This window comes from Nocardioides sp. Leaf374, from assembly GCF_916862475.1.
Classification (GTDB): domain Bacteria; phylum Actinomycetota; class Actinomycetes; order Propionibacteriales; family Nocardioidaceae; genus Nocardioides; species Nocardioides kribbensis.
In genome coordinates this window covers 96,905-112,973 of the sequence record NZ_CAKASO010000002.1, presented here as the reverse complement: position 1 = coordinate 112,973, position 16,069 = coordinate 96,905, and the positions used below count along the sequence as shown (strand labels likewise).

14 protein-coding genes are annotated in these 16,069 nt (G+C 75.3%); 9 read left to right on the top strand and 5 right to left on the bottom strand.

Annotation, left to right across the window (positions count from 1 at the left end; translation table 11 throughout):
* Positions 1-21: 21 nt before the first annotated feature.
* Positions 22-831: an IclR family transcriptional regulator domain-containing protein gene (locus LPA27_RS01555; protein WP_228941259.1), complete on the top strand. Its 810-nt coding sequence runs from the start codon at positions 22-24 to the stop codon at positions 829-831.
* A gap of 67 nt (positions 832-898) precedes the next feature.
* On the opposite strand, the gene LPA27_RS01550 is transcribed toward LPA27_RS01555, so the two are convergent.
* Positions 899-1,402 (bottom strand): VOC family protein, encoded by a 504-nt coding sequence (locus tag LPA27_RS01550; RefSeq protein WP_056903146.1) that lies wholly within the window; start codon positions 1,400-1,402, stop codon positions 899-901.
* 98 nt (positions 1,403-1,500) lie between these two features.
* Positions 1,501-2,292 carry a pirin family protein gene (locus tag LPA27_RS01545; protein WP_228941258.1) on the bottom strand — a complete coding sequence of 264 codons (792 nt, stop codon included), beginning with the start codon at positions 2,290-2,292 and terminating at the stop codon, positions 1,501-1,503.
* 91 nt (positions 2,293-2,383) lie between these two features.
* Between LPA27_RS01545 and LPA27_RS01540 the strand changes: the two genes are divergently transcribed.
* From LPA27_RS01540 to LPA27_RS01515, 6 genes are all read left to right on the top strand, one after another.
* On the top strand, positions 2,384-2,872 hold the full coding sequence (locus LPA27_RS01540) for a MarR family winged helix-turn-helix transcriptional regulator (protein ID WP_228941257.1): 489 nt from the start codon (positions 2,384-2,386) through the stop codon (positions 2,870-2,872).
* A gap of 72 nt (positions 2,873-2,944) precedes the next feature.
* Positions 2,945-4,195: a thiolase family protein gene (locus tag LPA27_RS01535; RefSeq protein WP_228941256.1), complete on the top strand. Its 1,251-nt coding sequence runs from the start codon at positions 2,945-2,947 to the stop codon at positions 4,193-4,195.
* Complete coding sequence (locus LPA27_RS01530; protein WP_228941255.1) at positions 4,192-4,908, top strand: 3-oxoacid CoA-transferase subunit A; 717 nt, start codon at positions 4,192-4,194, stop codon at positions 4,906-4,908. The genes LPA27_RS01535 and LPA27_RS01530 overlap by 4 nt, the downstream gene beginning before the upstream one ends.
* Positions 4,905-5,582 carry a 3-oxoacid CoA-transferase subunit B gene (locus LPA27_RS01525; protein ID WP_228941254.1) on the top strand — a complete coding sequence of 226 codons (678 nt, stop codon included), beginning with the start codon at positions 4,905-4,907 and terminating at the stop codon, positions 5,580-5,582. The genes LPA27_RS01530 and LPA27_RS01525 overlap by 4 nt, the downstream gene beginning before the upstream one ends.
* Positions 5,583-5,680: 98 nt before the next feature.
* Entirely contained in the window at positions 5,681-6,139 is a 459-nt protein-coding gene (locus tag LPA27_RS01520) for an STAS domain-containing protein (RefSeq protein ID WP_228941253.1), read from the top strand.
* Positions 6,136-10,122 carry a SpoIIE family protein phosphatase gene (locus tag LPA27_RS01515; RefSeq protein ID WP_228941252.1) on the top strand — a complete coding sequence of 1,329 codons (3,987 nt, stop codon included), beginning with the start codon at positions 6,136-6,138 and terminating at the stop codon, positions 10,120-10,122. The genes LPA27_RS01520 and LPA27_RS01515 overlap by 4 nt, the downstream gene beginning before the upstream one ends.
* Before the next feature lie 18 nt (positions 10,123-10,140).
* Here LPA27_RS01515 and LPA27_RS01510 read toward each other — a convergent pair whose 3' ends face one another.
* Complete coding sequence (locus tag LPA27_RS01510; protein ID WP_228941251.1) at positions 10,141-10,488, bottom strand: hypothetical protein; 348 nt, start codon at positions 10,486-10,488, stop codon at positions 10,141-10,143.
* A gap of 111 nt (positions 10,489-10,599) precedes the next feature.
* Here LPA27_RS01510 and LPA27_RS01505 point away from each other — a divergent pair, with 111 nt between their 5' ends.
* Positions 10,600-10,827, top strand: a complete 228-nt coding sequence (locus tag LPA27_RS01505; RefSeq protein ID WP_056903154.1) for a hypothetical protein — start codon at positions 10,600-10,602, stop codon at positions 10,825-10,827.
* A 47-nt stretch (positions 10,828-10,874) separates the two neighbouring features.
* Here the strand turns inward: LPA27_RS01505 and LPA27_RS01500 are convergent, their stop codons facing one another.
* Positions 10,875-12,074 (bottom strand): 4-hydroxybenzoate 3-monooxygenase, encoded by a 1,200-nt coding sequence (locus LPA27_RS01500; RefSeq protein ID WP_228941250.1) that lies wholly within the window; start codon positions 12,072-12,074, stop codon positions 10,875-10,877.
* 405 nt (positions 12,075-12,479) lie between these two features.
* The gene (gene ilvA / locus LPA27_RS01495) at positions 12,480-13,844 is read right to left on the bottom strand and encodes a threonine ammonia-lyase IlvA (RefSeq protein ID WP_082502604.1); all 1,365 of its coding nucleotides are present in this window, start codon (positions 13,842-13,844) and stop codon (positions 12,480-12,482) included.
* Positions 13,845-13,890: 46 nt separating this feature from the next.
* Here ilvA and LPA27_RS01490 point away from each other — a divergent pair, with 46 nt between their 5' ends.
* Positions 13,891-15,846 carry an acetoacetate--CoA ligase gene (locus tag LPA27_RS01490; RefSeq protein ID WP_228941249.1) on the top strand — a complete coding sequence of 652 codons (1,956 nt, stop codon included), beginning with the start codon at positions 13,891-13,893 and terminating at the stop codon, positions 15,844-15,846.
* Positions 15,847-16,069 lie beyond the last annotated feature (223 nt).

Genomic DNA, 16,069 nt, shown 5'->3' with positions numbered 1-16,069 from the left:
TCCCGCCCTATGCTCGCCGCCATGAGCGAGCCCGTCCCCGACCCCGCTATCGCCGCGCCGGCGGGTCGGCGGCGCGGTCCGGGCGAGGACTTCGTGCAGTCCCTGGCGCGGGGGCTGGACGTGATCACGGCCTTCGACGCCGACCACGGCTCGATGACGCTCAGCCAGGTGGCGGCCCGCACCGGGCTGAGCCGGGCCACCGTGCGACGGCTGCTGCTGACCCTGGTCGAGCTCGGCTACGTGCGCCTCACCGGCACCAGCTTCTCCCTCACCCCGCAGGTGCTGCGTCTCGGCACGGCGTACCTGTCGGGCATGGGGCTGCCCCAGGTCGCCCAGCCGCACCTCGAGCGGCTCTCGGCGCAGGTGGGGGAGTCGACGTCGGCGGCGGTGCTCGACGGCGCGGAGATCGTCTACGTCGCGCGGGTCGCGACCCGGCGGCTGATGACGGTGGGGATCACCGTCGGCACCCGCTTCCCGGCCCACGCGACGTCGATGGGGCGGGTGCTGCTGGCGGCCCTGTCCGACGAGGCGGTCGCGGCCCACCTCGACGCTGCCGCCCTCACCCCGCTCACGCCGCACACCGTGACCGAGGCGAGCGTCCTGCGGGACCGGGTCGAGGAGACCCGCCGGCAGGGGTGGGCGCTGGTGGACCAGGAGCTCGAGCTCGGCCTGCGCTCCCTCGCCGTGCCGCTGCGCGACGCGCACGGCGCCGTGGTGGCGGCCCTCAACATCTCCACCTCGGCCACCGGGCCCGACCCGCTGACCCACCTCGAGGCCCTGCGGGAGACCGCCGCGGCCGTGGCGGCCGACCTCGCCCTCACGGCGGGTTGAGCGGCGGGCTGAGGCGCTTGCGCAGCTGCGTCGTGGCGGGCTCGTCCCACGGCCGGGCCCCGGTGGGTCAGAGGACGTGCTCGCCGTACATCTCGCCGAGCGGGTCGGCGATGAGCTCGATGCGCGCGCCGTCGGGGTCGCGGAAGTAGATCGAGACCCCGGAGTGGACCTCGTGCTCCACGCCGGCCTCGGTGAGCCGCGCCCGCAGCGCCTCCCAGCGCTCGGGCTCCACCGAGATGGCCAGGTGGTGCAGGCCGCCGAGCACCTCCGCGTAGGGGCCGACGTCGAGACCGGGGAAGTCGAAGAACGCCAGCAGGTTGGAGTTGCCGATGTCGAAGAAGAAGTGCGAGGAGCCGGCGTAGTCGCGGTTCTCGATCAGCTCGGTCAGCGGGAAGCCGAGGACGTCCTGGTAGAAGCGGACGGTGCGCTCGACGTCGCTGCTGATCAGGGCCGTGTGGTGCAGACCCCGTGCGGTGGAGGCGGGTCGCTCGGCGGCCGGACGCAGGTGGGTGTCGCGGATCCGGGTGCGCTCGGCCTCGATGGCGACGAGGTCGCGGTCCTGCTCGCTCACGGGGGGCTCCTTCTCTCGGTGCGGTGCGGTGCGGTGCGGTGCGGTGCTGGTGCTGGTGCGGGGGAGGTGTGGGGAGGGCGAGAACGCCCCGGACGGGCTCAGGCCGCGATCGTGGCGTGCATCTCCCACACCAGGATCTCGGCCGCCTCGGTGGCGGTCACCTTCTGGCCGCCCGTGGCGGTGAAGCGCACGGCGTCGCCGGTCGCGAGCGGGCCGGCGCCCTCGAGCACCACCTCACCGCGCGGCACGAAGAGGTGCAGGAAGGGCGCGTCGGGCATCTCGACGCTCTGGCCGGGCTGGAGCCGCGCGGCGTGGAGCGCGGCGTAGCGGTTGCGGATGCGGATGGCCGAGGCGCCGTCGTGCTGCTTCATCCCGGAGGCGACCGGCACCAGGCTGCCGCTCATCAGCTCGGCGTCGATCTCGAGCTGCTCGTAGCCGGGCACGACGCCCGACTCGTCCGGCACGACCCACATCTGCACGAAGTGCACCGGGTGGGTGTGGGCCTGCCCCTCGAGACGCCAGGAGTCGTTCTTCTCCGAGTGCAGGATGCCCCGCCCGGCGCTCATGCGCTGGGCCAGGCCGGGGTAGATGATGCCGGAGTGACCGGTCGAGTCCTGGTGGACGAGCGAGCCCTGCATCACCCAGGTGACGATCTCCATGTCGCGGTGCGGGTGGGTGTCGAAGCCCGTGCCCGCGTCGACCACGTCGTCGTTGTTGACCAGCAGCAGCCCGTGGTGGGTGTTGGCCGGGTCGTGGTGGTGGCCGAAGGAGAACGAGTGCTTGGAGTCGAGCCAGCCGAAGCTGCTCGCGAAGCGGTCGGAGGAGCGTCGGACGTCGAGGCCCTCGTCGAGCCGGGCGGCGCTGCTGCGGGGGGTGCTGCGGTCGCTCATGGGTGGTCCTTCCGGGGACGATGGGTAGATGATACGTCAACTACCAGAGGAGAACCTAGGTGATATGTCAACTATTCCGTAGGGTGTCCCCATGACCACCTCTGCCGCCGATGCCGACGCCGACGCTCCGTGGCTCGACGACCGCGAGCAGGCGGTCTGGCGCCAGTGGATCCGGGTGTCGGGCCGCCTGCCCGCGGCCCTGCACCGCGACCTCCAGCGCAGCAGCGACCTGTCCCTGCCCGACTTCGACGTGCTGGTGCGGCTGAGCGAGAGTGACGAGGGTCGCATGCGCGTCTCGGCGCTCGCCGCCTCGCTGCAGTGGGAGCGCAGCAGGCTCTCGCACCACGTGGGTCGGATGGGGCGCCGCGGACTGGTCGAGCGCGAGGACTGCGTCGACGACGCACGCGGAGCGTTCATCGCGGTCACCGACGCCGGTCGCGCCGCCATCGAGCGCGCCGCCCCAGACCACGTGCGCACGGTGCGCTCGCTCGTCTTCGACGCCCTGAGCGAGGACGAGGTCGCCGCCTTCGGCGAGGTCATGACCCGGATCCTCTCGCGCTTGGACGCCGTGGAGGGGTAGCCTGTTCGCAGAGCGAATTAATGTTCGTCATGCGAACGCCGCCGGACGTCGCGCTCGGAACAGGAGCCCGCCATGCCGTCCTCGCCCGCCCCGGCCTCCGGGGCCGCCACCTCCCACCTCTACGCCGCGGCCCGCACGCCCTTCGGCCGCTTCGGTGGCGCACTGGCCCAGGTGCGCCCCGACGACCTGGCCGCGACCGCGCTGCGCGGCGTGCTCGACCGGCTGCCCGACCTCGACCCCGCGCGCATCGACGACGTGCTGTGGGGCAACGCCAACGGCGCCGGTGAGGACAACCGCAACGTCGGGCGGATGGCCGTCCTGCTCGCGGGCCTGCCCGTCTCCGTGCCGGCCACCACCGTCAACCGCCTCTGCGGCTCCAGCCTCGACGCCGCCATGCAGGGCTCGCGCACCGTGGAGACCGGCGACGCCGACGTCGTGGTCGTCGGCGGCGTGGAGTCGATGACCCGGGCGCCCTGGGTGCTGCCCAAGCCCTCGCGCGCCTTCCCCGCCGGCAACGTCACCGCCGTCTCGACCACCCTGGGCTGGCGCCTGGTCAACGAGCGGATGCCCGCGGAGTGGACCGTCTCGCTCGGCGAGAGCAACGAGATGCTCGCCGAGGAGCTCGGCATCGACCGGGCCCGTCAGGACGCCTGGGCCGCCCGCTCGCACGTGCTGGCCGACGAGGCGTGGGCCGCGGGGCGCTACGACGACCTCGTCGTGCCGGTGCCCGGCGTCGACCTGGCCCGCGACGAGGGCATCCGCCCGGGCTCGACCGCGGAGTCGCTGGCGGGCCTCACGCCGTCCTTCCGCAGCGCCGAGGCGGGCGGCACGATCACCGCCGGCAACGCCTCGCCGCTCAACGACGGCGCCTCGGCCCTCGTGCTCGGCTCGGCGTCGGCCGCCGAGCTGCTCGGCGCGGAGCCCCTCGCGCGGGTCGCGGGCCGCGGGGTCCACGCGCTCGAGCCGCAGCGCTTCGGCTACGCCCCGGTGGAGGCCGCGCAGAGGGCCCTCGACCGCGCGGGCGTCGCGTGGGGCGACGTCGGCGCCGTGGAGCTCAACGAGGCCTTCGCCGTGCAGTCGATCGCCTGCGTCGACGCCTGGGTCGCGCGCGGCCTGCGCGACGCCGAGGTGGTCAACGCCTGGGGTGGCGCGATCGCGATCGGCCACCCCCTCGGCGCCAGCGGTGCGCGCATCCTCGGCACGCTCGCCCACCGCCTGCGCGCCAGCGGCGAGCGCTGGGGCGTCGCGGCGATCTGCATCGGCGTCGGGCAGGGCCTGGCCGTGGTGCTGGAGAACGAGCACGCCGGGACGGGCCGGGCGTGAGCGCGACGACCGTCCACGAGACCCACGACGAGGCCGTCGCCGGGGTCGAGGACGGGTCGACGGTGCTGATCGGCGGCTTCGGCATGGCCGGCATGCCCGTCGACCTCGTCGACGCCCTCATCCGGCAGGGCGCCTCCGACCTGGTGGTGGTGTCCAACAACGCGGGCAACGGCGACACCGGCCTGGCCGCGCTGCTGGCCGCCGGGCGGGTGCGCAGGATGGTCTGCTCCTTCCCCCGCCAGTCCGACTCGTGGGTCTTCGACGGGCTCTACCGCTCCGGGCGGATCGAGCTGGAGGTCGTGCCCCAGGGCACCTTGGCCGAGCGGATGCGGGCCGCCGGCGCCGGCATCGGGGCGTTCTTCTGCCCCACCGCCGTCGGCACGCCCCTGGCCGAGGGCAAGGAGACCCGCGAGATCGAGGGCCGCACCTACGTGCTCGAGCACCCGATCAGGGGCGACTACGCGCTGATCGGCGCCCACGTGGCCGACGCGATGGGCAACCTGGTCTACCGCAAGACCGCGCGCAACTTCGGTCCCGTCATGGCCACCGCGGCCCGCACCACCATCGCCCAGGTCTCCCGCGTGGTGCCCGTCGGCGGGCTCGACCCCGAGCACGTCGTCACCCCCGGCATCTACGTCGACCGCGTCGTCGCCGCCCCCGGGGCGGGCCCCGGCGTCACGGCCGGCGACCCCCAGCAGCAGGAGCAGGCATGACCCTCGAGCACACCGACCGCGGCCCGCTGGGCAGGGCGGAGATGGCGGCCGTCGTGGCCCGCGACATCCCGCCCGGCTCCTACGTCAACCTCGGCATCGGCCAGCCCACCCTGGTCGCCGACCACCTGCCGGAGGGCTCCGGCGTGGTGCTCCACACCGAGAACGGCATGCTCCACATGGGCCCGGCCGCCACCGGCGGACCCGACGACCCGGTCGACCCCGACCTCACCAACGCCGGCAAGGTCCCCGTCACCGAGCTGCCCGGCGCCTCCTACTTCCACCACGCCGACTCCTTCGCCATGATGCGCGGCGGCCACCTCGACGTGTGCGTCCTCGGCGCCTTCCAGGTCGCCGCCGGCGGCGACCTGGCCAACTGGCACACCGGGGCGCCCGACGCCATCCCCGCGGTCGGCGGGGCCATGGACCTCGCGATCGGCGCCAAGCAGGTGCTGGTGATGATGAGACTCTTCGCGAAGGACGGCTCGCCCAAGCTGGTCGAGGCCTGCACCTACCCCCTCACCGGCGCCGGCTGCGTCGACCGGGTCTACACCGACCTCGCGACCTTCCGCGTCGGCACCGGCCCCGACGGGCGCGGGGTCGAGGTGCTCGAGACCTGGGGCGCGACGTACGACGAGCTGGCCGCGCGGCTCGACGTACCGCTGGTGCGGGCCTGACCGCCCGGCCCCGACCGGGCCCGCGCGTCGGGCACCCGAAAGGGTGGACTTCGCCCGGAGGGGGTCCGATCGGCGGCGCGGTCTGGGACCATCGGCCAATGCCCATCTCCGGGGACGCGCCCCAGCGCGCGTCTGCGACCGCCTCCACGCCCGTCGACGGCACCCTCGGTCTCAGCGAGTCCAGCCACCCGCCGGCCACCGTGCTCGCCGTGGTGGGCGAGGTCGACGTCCGCACCGTCGGCTCCCTGCGCACCCGCCTCACCGACCTCCTCGTCGAGGGCAGCCCCCGTCTCGTGGTCGACCTCAGCGGCGTCACCTTCATGGACTCCTCGGGCCTCGGTGCGCTGGTCAGCGCGCAGAAGCGGGCCCGGGTCTTCCGGGGCACGCTCGTGCTCGTCGTGGTCAACGACGCGATCCTGCGGGTGCTGCGGCTGACCGCGCTCGACCGGGTCTTCACCGTGCACGCGACCCTCGAGGAGGCCCTGGCCTCCGCCCGCGAGGACGCACGCGAGCCGGTCGCGCCCGAGAGGGTCGCGGAGCCGGAGCCGCGGGGGTGACCCCAGAGGGGCCCGGGTCGACGCCGCCCGCCCGCGTGGCGCCGGCGGCCCTGCCGCCGGCCTGGTCGATGCGCGACGTGCTCGCCGCCGGGGGACAGGTCGGCCGCGACCTGCTCGACGTCGACTGGGCGACCACGTCGGTGGGCGAGCCCGACGACTGGCCGCTGAGCCTGCGCAACGCGGTGAGGATCCTGCTCACCTCGCGCTTCTCGATGTGGATGGCCTGGGGCGCCGACCTCACCTTCTTCTGCAACGACGCCTACCGCCGCGACACGCTCGGGGAGAAGTACCCCTGGGCGCTGGGTCGCCCCGCCGCGCAGGTGTGGTCGGAGATCTGGGCCGACATCGAGCCGCGCATCGACCACGTGATGACCAGCGGCGAGGCCACCTGGGACGAGGCCCTCCAGCTCTTCCTGCAGCGCAGCGGCTACGTCGAGGAGAGCTACCACACGTTCTCCTACAGCCCGCTGGCCGACGACGACGGGCTCATCGCCGGCATGCTGTGCGTGGTCGCCGAGGTCACCGAGCAGGTGGTCGCGGAGCGCCGGATGACCACCCTGCGCGACCTGGGCGTCCGCTCGGGCGCCGCGCGCACCGAGGCGGCCGCGGTGGCCGAGGCCTGCGCCCACCTCGAGAGGGGCGCCGCGTCGCTGCCCTTCGTGGCGGTCTACCTCTTCGACGACGACGGCCGCACCGCGGTGCGCGCCGGCACCGCCGGCATCTCCACCGACCACGCCGCCGCGCCGTCGGCGCTGGTGGTCGACGACCCCGCCTCCCCCTGGCCCGCGGCCGCGGCCCGGCGCGGGGAGACCTCGGTGGTCGACCTCGACCCCGCGGTCGACCCGACCTGGGCCGACCTGCCCACCGGCGCCTGGGCCGAGCCGCCGCTGCGGGCCCTGGTGGTGCCCGTCACCGCGCAGGGCGCGAGCGGCCACCCCTACGGCCTGCTGGTCGTCGGGCTCAACCGCTACCGCCCCCTCGACGAGGGCTACGCCGGCTTCGTGGAGCTCGTGGCCGCCCACCTGTCCTCCGCGATCAGCGACGCACGGACGATCGAGGCCGAGAAGGAGCGCGCCGAGGGCCTCGCGCGCCTCGACCAGGCCAAGACCGACTTCCTCACCAACGTCAGCCACGAGCTGCGCACGCCCTTGACCCTGCTGCTCGGCCCGGCCGAGGACGCCCTGGCCGACACCGAGACGCCGCTCGGGCCCCCGCAGCGCGACCGTCTCGAGGTCGTGGCCCGCAACGGCCAGCGGATGCTGCAGCTGGTCAACACCCTGCTCGACTTCTCCCGGCTCGAGGCCGGGCACACCACCGGGCGCTTCGAGCGCGTCGACCTGGTGCGCGAGACCACCGAGCTGGTGGGGATGTTCGCGTCCGCCACGGCCCGGGCGGGCCTCGCGCTGCGGGTGAGCGGCGAGGTGTCGTCACCGACCTACGTCGACCGCGAGCACTGGGCCACGATCGTGCTCAACCTGCTCAGCAACGCCGTCAAGTTCACCTTCGACGGTGCGGTGACCGTGACCCTCGTCGAGGCCGACGGCCGGGTCGAGCTGCGGGTCGCCGACACCGGCGAGGGCATCGCCGCCGAGGAGCTCGAGCGGCTCTTCGACCGCTTCCACCGGGTGCGCGGCGCGCGCTCGCGCTCCCACGAGGGGTCGGGGGTCGGGCTCGCGCTCGTCGCCGAGCTGGCCGCGCTCCACGGCGGCACCGTGGCGGTGGCCTCGGAGGTCGGCGTCGGCACCACCTTCACCGTCACCCTGCCGACGGGCTCGGGCCACCTCCCGCTCGACCAGGTCGCCCACGAGCCCTCCGGTGGCGACCACGCCGTGGCCGGCACCCAGGCCCGCGGCAAGGTCGCCGAGACCATGCGGTGGCTGGCCGAACCGGCCGCGGCCGTCCCGGGGCAGGGCGACGGGGCGCCCTCCGACGCCGACTCCCGGGACGCCCGGGACGCCCGGGACTCCGGGGCCGGCAGCGCCGAGGCGCAGGCGGGCGTCGCGCGGGTGCTCGTGGTCGACGACAACGCCGACATGCGCGGCTACGTCGGCGACCTGCTGCGCGGCGCGGCGTACGACGTGAGCGTGGCCGTCGACGGTGTCGACGCCCTCGAGCAGATGACCCGCGAGCGGCCCGACCTCGTGCTGACCGACGTGATGATGCCCCGCCTCGACGGCTTCGGGCTGCTGCGCGCGATGCAGGCCGAGCCGCTGCTCGCCACGGTGCCGGTGGTGATGCTCTCGGCGCGCGGCGGCGAGGAGGCGACGCTGGAGGGGCTCGAGGCCGGTGCCGACGACTACCTGGTCAAGCCCTTCTCCGCGCGCGAGCTGCTCGCGCGGGTGCGGGTCAACCTCGAGCTCGACCGCGCCGAGCGGGTGCGCGACGCGCTGCTGCGCAGCGAGGAGCTGCTCGACCAGGCGCAGGGCCTGGCGCGCATCGGCAGCTGGGAGATCGACCTCGAGCGCGACACGATCATGGCCTCGCGCACCTTCCTCGAGCTCATGGAGCACACCCAGGAGGACTTCGACCGGCTCGGCACGGCCGCGGTGATCGGCACCCTGGTGCACCCCGACGACCTCACGCGGGTCACCGCCGAGCTGGCCGGGGCCGTGCCCGGTCACCTCATCGAGTACGAGACCAGGATCGTGCTCCCCTCCGGCGGCGAGCGGCTCTTCCTGCTGCGCGGTCGGGCCGAGGAGCCCGGCGAGGGCACCCGCGTGCTGCGCGGCTCCTTCCAGGACATCACCGAGCAGCGCGCCACCCAGCGACGCCTCGTGGCCGCCGAGGCCGAGACCCGGGCCGCCGCCCGCGAGCGCCTCATCGCCGACGAGCTCCAGCGCAGCCTGCTGCCCGACGACACCTTCGCCGTCGAGGCCCTCGACCTCGCCGCCTTCTACCGCTCCGGCACCGAGGGCACCCACGTCGGCGGCGACTGGTACGACGTCGTCGACCTCGGCGCCGGCCGCACCGCCCTGGTCGTCGGCGACGTGATGGGCCGCGGGGTGCGCGCGGCCGCGGTCATGGGCCAGCTGCGCGCGGCCGTGCGGGCCTTCGCCCGGATGGGCCTGACCCCCGCCGACGTGCTCGAGCAGCTCGACGGCCTCGTGCAGGACCTCGCCGGCGAGCAGATCGTCACCTGCGTCTACTCCGTCTTCGACGCCTCCGACCAGACCCTCTCGTGGGCCAACGCCGGGCACCTCCCGGTCGTGCTGGCCCACCCCGACGGGAGCTCGCTGCTGCTCGAGGCCAGCGGCCCGCCCCTCGGCGCCGGCTTCTTCGGCGCCGAGACCCGCGTCGAGCAGGCCCACGCCGGCAGCACCCTCGTGCTCTACACCGACGGGCTGGTCGAGCGCCGCGACGGCGACCTCGACGCGACCATCGGCCACCTCGTCGAGCACGTGGTGGAGCGGGTGGTCGGGCAGGCGGTGTCCGACGGACCGCGGGCCGGGTCGGCGCGGGCCGCGTCGGCGCCGGCCGGGGCTGCCCCGGGCGGCCCGACCGAGCTCGCCGACGGCCTGGCCGCGCGCTTCGCCGGCGACGCCGCCGACGACGACATCGCGGTCGTGGTGGCGCGGGTGGTGGGCTCGCCGTACGTCGACGTGCTCCAGCAGCGCTTCGCCCACCGCGACGTCGCCCCGGCGCAGGCCCGTCACGCCGTCGCCGAGCGGCTGCGGGCGTGGGGTGTGCCCGCCGAGCGGGTCGACGACCTCGTCCTGGCCACCAGCGAGCTGGTCACCAACGCGCTGGTCCACGCCCGACCGCCCATCGACCTGCGGCTGCAGCGCACGGAGCACGAGCTGCTGCTCGAGGTCTCCGACCACACCGTGCTGCGCCCGCGGCGACGGCGCCCCGACGACGCCGACGAGCACGGTCGCGGGCTCAACATCATCGAGGCCGTGTCCGACGACTGGGGCACCCGGATCACCCCGGTCGGCAAGGCCGTGTGGTGCTCGGTGCGCTGGGCGGGCCCGGAGGAGCCCTAGGGGCACCCGGCCGGTCGCTCAGTCGGGGTGGACCTGCACCACGATCCGCCCGGGCTCGTCGGCGCGGTCGCCCCACACGGTGAGCCTGACCGCGCCGGGCTCGACACCGGCCGACTCGAAGCCGCGGTTGTAGACGTCGCGCACCGAGAGCTGTCCCTCGGTGACGAGGGTGAAGGTGCCGAGGTCGACCGTGGCGTCGCCCGGCGCGGCGCCGGCGAAGTCGACCACCAGCGGGCTGCTCACCACCACCGCGACGCAGTCGTCGGAGGCCGCGCAGGAGAGACCCTCGAAGGTGGTGGGGGGCGTGAACTGCTCGCTGCCCACCACCAGGACCACGGAGCTCGGGACGTCGATCGGCTCGCTCATGCCGCCCATCGTGCCCGCCCCCGCCGACAGCCCGGGCCCGCCCCGTCGTACCGCCGGCCGCGCTCGGTGAGCACGGGGGCTGACCCGGGCCGCCCGCGCTAGGTTCGGTGCATGAGCCACGGCGAGGACGAGCAGGCCGACCGCCCCGACGACGCGACCACGCCCGGAGCCGGGCACGACCCCGACCGGGTCGAGACCCGCGCCGAGCTGCTCCCCGAGGAGCAGGAGGCCGGCAGCGACGACCCCGAGGCGCAGGCCGCGGCGATCCTCGCCGACTCCGACGAGCGCACCGAGGCCCCCGAGGAGACCCGGCACGGCTCCACCCCGACCCCCGACTGAGCCCGGTCGGTCGCCGCCCGGTCGGTCGCCGCCCGGTCAGTCGCGTCTCAGCCCGTCGGCCAGCCGGTGTAGCACTCGGCGAGGTGGGTGGAGGCGGCGCGGGAGGAGGCGAGGGTCTCGAGCTCGGCGAGCTGGCGGCGCTCGTCGAAGGCGCTGGCGCCGGGCAGGCGGTGCAGCAGGGTGGTCATCCAGTAGGAGAAGTGCTGGGTGCGCCAGACCCGCTCGAGGGCGCGGGCGGAGTAGTCGTCGAGGGCGTCGGCGTCGTCGCCCAGGAGGGTCCGCTCCAGGGCCTCGGCGAGCACGCGGACGTCGGCCAGCGCCAGGTTGAGCCCCTTGGCCCCGGTCGGCGGCACGGTGTGGGCGGCGTCGCCGGCGAGCACGAGGGCGCCCCAGCGCATCGGCTCCTGCACGAAGCTGCGGAAGGGCAGCACCGTCCGCTCGAGGATGGGCCCCTCGGCCAGCGCGAGGCCGTCGTCGCCGGCGACCCCCGCCTGCAGGGTCGACCAGATGCGGTCGTCGGACCAGTCCTCGACGCGGTCGGCGGGGTCGCACTGCACGTACATCCGCTGCACGTCGTCGGTGCGCGAGCTCACCAGCACGAAGCCCTCGGGTCCACGGGCGTAGACGAGCTCGTCGAGGGTGCGGGGCGCCTGCGCGAGGATGCCGAACCACGCGAAAGGGTACTCGCGGAACGAGCGTCGCCGCGAGGCCTCCGGCACCAGGTCGCGGCAGATGCCGCGCGAGCCGTCGCTGCCCACGACCACCTCGCAGCGCACCTCGCGCCGCCGCCCCTCGGCGTCGGTGAAGGCGACGACCGGCCGGTCGGCGGGGTCGCGCGTGACGCCCCTGACCTCCACGTCGGTGACGCCCCAGCGCACGTCGCCGCCGTCGCGCTCGCGGGCGTCGGCGAGGTCGAGGAAGACGTCGGTCTGGGGGTAGAGCCACGTCGAGGCACCCACCAGGTCGGCGAAGTCGACGCGGTGGCTGGCGCCCCCGAAGCGCAGGTCGATGCCCCGGTGCTCGTGGCCGTCGCGCAGCACCCGGTCGAGCCCTGCGTCGACGAGCATCCGCACGCTGTCGCGCTCGAGGATGCCCGCGCGGTGGGTGCGCTCGATGACCGCGCGCTCGCGCACCTCCACCACGACGGAGTCGATGCCGGCCAGCGCCAGCAGGTGCGACAGCATCAGGCCGGCGGGCCCGCCGCCGACGATGCCGACGCGGGTGGTCTCGGGGGTGACGGCGTTCACACCGCGACCGTACGGCGCCTCCGGCCCGGCCCCCGTCGTCTGCTTCCGGTGGGTGGAAGCCGCCGCCGCCCGAGCCGCGGCGGGCGGCGCGCCCTTGCCGCCGTACCCGCCGCCGTACCCGCGGTCGCCCCGCCCGCCTCGCCCGTCACACCGGTCGGCCCGGAACCGCACCTGTCGGCCGACCAGTGCGGGTTTCACCAGCCGGCTGGCGAAACCCGCGCCCACGCGGCCAGCCGCCACCTCCCGGGCCGGGGCGGGCGGCGCGCCCTTGCCGCCGTACCCGCGGTCGCCCCGCCCGCCTCGCCCGTCACACCGGTCGGCCCGGACCCGCACCTGTCAGCCCACGCGTGGGCCGACCAGTGCGGGTTTCGCCAGCCAGCTGGTGAAACCCGCGCCCGGGCCCGCCTACTGCACGAAGCGGAACAGCGGGCTGTCGGGGGCGACGACCTCGACCCGCAGGGGCGAGGCATCCATGCGGGCGAGCAGGGCGGGCAGGTCGGCGGCGTCCTGGAGCTCGACGCCGACCAGCGCGGGGCCGGTCTCGCGGTTGCTGCGCTTGACGTACTCGAAGAGTGTGATGTCGTCGTCGGGGCCGAGCACCTCGTCGAGGAAGCGGCGCAGGGCGCCGGGCTCCTGGGGGAACTCCACGAGGAAGTAGTGCTTGAGCCCCTCGTGCACGAGGGCGCGCTCCACGATCTCGGCGTAGCGGCTGACGTCGTTGTTGCCGCCGGAGACCACGGCGACCACGGTCGAGCCGGGGGCGAGGCCGGCCAGCACGGGGTCGGCCAGCAGCGGGTCGGCGCCCAGGCGCAGCGCGGCGGTGGCCAGCGCCCCGGCGGGCTCGGCGATGATCCCGTCGGACTGGTAGAGGTCGAGCATCTCGACGCAGGCCAGCCCCTCGGGCACGGCGAGCAGGTGCGGGGCGTGGCGGTGCACGACGTCGAAGGTGTGGCGTCCGACCTGGCGCACCGCGGCGCCGTCGACGAAGCCGTCGAGGTCGGCGAGCTCCACGGGCTCGCCGGCGGCCACGGCGGCCGCCATGCTGGCCGCACCCGCCGGCTCGACGCCGACCACCTGCACGCCGGGGGCCCGCTCGGCGAGCACGGTGAGCACCCCGGCGACCAGCCCGCCCCCGCCGACGGCGACGACCACCGCGGCCGGGTCGGGGCGCCCCGCCGCGGCCAGCTGTGCGAGCACCTCGGTGGCCACGGTGCCCTGGCCGGCGATGGTGCGGGGGTCGTCGAAGGCCGGCACCGGGGTGGCGCCGGTGGTCTCGGCGAAGTGGCGGCTGGTGGCCGCGGCGTCGTCGTAGGTGTCGCCGCCGATGACGACCTCGACCATGTCGCCGCCCAGGGCGGCGACCCGGTCGCGCTTCTGCCGCGGCGTGGTGCGGGGCAGGTGCACCCGGGCGCGCACGCCCGCGCGGGCGCACGCGAAGGCCACGCCCTGGGCGTGGTTGCCGGCGCTCGCGCAGGTCACGCCACGGGCACGGGCGTCGTCGTCGAGCTGGCTGATGAGGGTGTAGGCGCCGCGCAGCTTGTAGGAGCGCACGGGCTGGAGGTCCTCCCGCTTCAGCCACACGTCGAGGCCGGTGAGCGCCGAGAGCCGGTCGCTGCGGTGCAGCGGGGTCGGGTCGACCACCGAGGCGAGGCCCACCGCCGCGCGGTCGACGTCGGCCGGGGTCACCGCGGGGGCGCCGCGCTCGCCCGGGGCGGGGGCGTCGGGGCCGGAGGCACCGGAGGTGCCCGGCGTCACAGGGGGCTGGCTCATGGGTCCATGATGTCGGCACGTGCCGCCGACCCCTCGGGAGGACCCCGTGACCACGCAGCCCCACTCCGCCTGGACGCCCCCCGCCGACCTGGTCGAGGCCAGTGTGCTGCGCGACTACCAGGCCTGGCTCGTGGCCCACGGGCTGCGGCCGGCGGGCGCGGAGACCGAGCCCTACGCCGACCTGCACCGCTGGTCGGTCGAGCGGCCCGAGGAGTTCTGGGGCTCGCTGGTCGACTACTTCGACGTGCCCCTCGAGCGGCCCCCGGGCGCGCCCGTGCTCGGCTCGCGCGCCATGCCGGGCGCGCAGTGGTTCCCCGGCAGCACCCTCAACTACGCCGACGTCGTCCTGCGCCACCGCGGCGACGGCGTCGCGGTCGTGCTCGTCGTCGAGGACGGCACCCGCGCCGAGCTCACCTGGGAGGACCTGCGCGGCCAGGTCGGCGCCGTCGCGGCCTGGCTGCGCGAGCAGGGCGTCGGGCCCGGCGACCGCGTCGCGGGCTACCTGCCCAACCTCCCCGCCGCCGTCGTCTGCTTCCTGGCCACCGCCGGCCTCGGCGCGACCTGGTCGGCCTGCTCGATGGAGTACTCCCCGGCCGGCGCCGCCGACCGCCTGGCCCAGCTCGACCCGGTCGTGCTCGTCACCGCCGACGGCTACCACTTCGGCGGGCGCCGCCACGACCGCACCGCCGAGGCCGACCAGCTGGCGGCCGCCCTGCCGAGCCTGCGCGCCCGGCTGCTGGTGGGCCACCTCGACCCGGCCGCGGGCGGTGCGCGCGGTGCGTCGTACGACGAGGTGGTGGCGACGCCGGTGGAGCCCGCGCCGCTCCCGGTGCCCTTCGACCACCCGCTGTGGGTGCTCTACTCCTCCGGCACGACCGGGCGTCCCAAAGGCATCGTGCACGGCCATGGCGGCATCGTGCTGGAGCACCTCAAGTGGGCCGCGCTCCACCTCGACCTGCGCCCCGGCAGCCGCTTCCACTGGTTCACCACCACCAGCTGGATGATGTGGAACGCCCAGGTCGCGGGGCTGCTGCTCGGCGCCACGATCGTGCTCTACGACGGCAGTCCCACCTGGCCCGCGCCCGACGCGACGTGGCGCCTCGCCGAGGCCGAGCGGCTCACCTACCTCGGCACGAGCGCGGCCTACCTCGCCGGCAGCCACAAGCAGGACCTCGACCTCGCCGGTCTCGACCTCGCGTCGCTGGTCGGCGTGGGGTCGACCGGGTCGCCGCTGCCGGAGTCGACGGCCGCCTGGGTCAACGAGCGGCTGCCCGCGGTGTGGCTGGCCTCGGCCACGGGCGGCACCGACGTCTGCTCGGCCTTCGCCGGCGGGGTGGCGACGCTGCCGGCCGTGCCCGGCGAGATCCAGGCCCCCCTGCTCGGCGTGGCGCTGGAGTCGTGGGACACCGAGGGCCGACCGGTCGTGGGCGACGTCGGCGAGATGGTGGTCACCGCGCCGATCCCCTCGATGCCGGTCCTCTTCTGGGACGACGCCGACGGCTCGCGCTACGCCGACGCCTACTTCTCGACCTACCCCGGCGTGTGGCGCCACGGCGACTTCGTGACCGTCACCGAGCGCGGCAGCCTGGTCGTGCACGGCCGCTCCGACGCCACCATGAACCGCTACGGCGTGCGCATGGGCTCCGCGGAGATCTACGAGGTCGTCGACGCCTTCGGCGAGGTCGCCGACTCCCTGGTCATCGGCCTGGAGGAGCCCGGCGGCGGCTACTGGATGCCGCTCTTCGTGGTCGCCGCGCCCGGGGCGGTCGTCGACGACGACGTGGTCGCCCGACTGCGCACCGCGATCCGCACCGACCTCTCCCCGCGCCACGTGCCCGACGACGTGGTGGTGGTCGAGCGGCTGCCCCACACCCTCACCGGCAAGCGCATGGAGGTGCCGGTCAAGCGGATCCTCTCGGGGCTCCCTTCCGAGGAGGCGGCCAATGCCAAGTCCGTCGACGACCCCAGCGCCCTGGAGCAGTTCGTCGGCCTGCGCCGCTGACGGGCCCCGATCGCCGGCCGGGGTCTGGGTGGTCCGAGCGGGTGGGGTGGGCCGGCGGGCTGCTGGAACGGCGCAATTGCGCGGGCAGTCATCGACCGGGGGTCGGGGTTTGCGCGGTCTCGACGGGTGGGTGGGGCGGTCGGCTGCTGCAACGGCGCAATTGCGCGGGCGGCCGCCCGTCGGGGTCGGAGTTTGCGCGGTTCGAGCGGACGGGCGGGCCGGC

Coding starts and splice junctions, on each gene's coding strand:
- LPA27_RS01535 (WP_228941256.1), top strand. CDS start 2,945: ATGCCGTCCTCGCCCGCCCCGGCCTCCGGGGCCGCCACCTCCCACCTC.
- LPA27_RS01525 (WP_228941254.1), top strand. CDS start 4,905: ATGACCCTCGAGCACACCGACCGCGGCCCGCTGGGCAGGGCGGAGATG.
- LPA27_RS01545 (WP_228941258.1), bottom strand. CDS start 2,292: ATGAGCGACCGCAGCACCCCCCGCAGCAGCGCCGCCCGGCTCGACGAG.
- LPA27_RS01510 (WP_228941251.1), bottom strand. CDS start 10,488: ATGAGCGAGCCGATCGACGTCCCGAGCTCCGTGGTCCTGGTGGTGGGC.
- LPA27_RS01520 (WP_228941253.1), top strand. CDS start 5,681: ATGCCCATCTCCGGGGACGCGCCCCAGCGCGCGTCTGCGACCGCCTCC.
- ilvA (WP_082502604.1), bottom strand. CDS start 13,844: ATGAGCCAGCCCCCTGTGACGCCGGGCACCTCCGGTGCCTCCGGCCCC.
- LPA27_RS01540 (WP_228941257.1), top strand. CDS start 2,384: ATGACCACCTCTGCCGCCGATGCCGACGCCGACGCTCCGTGGCTCGAC.
- LPA27_RS01505 (WP_056903154.1), top strand. CDS start 10,600: ATGAGCCACGGCGAGGACGAGCAGGCCGACCGCCCCGACGACGCGACC.
- LPA27_RS01555 (WP_228941259.1), top strand. CDS start 22: ATGAGCGAGCCCGTCCCCGACCCCGCTATCGCCGCGCCGGCGGGTCGG.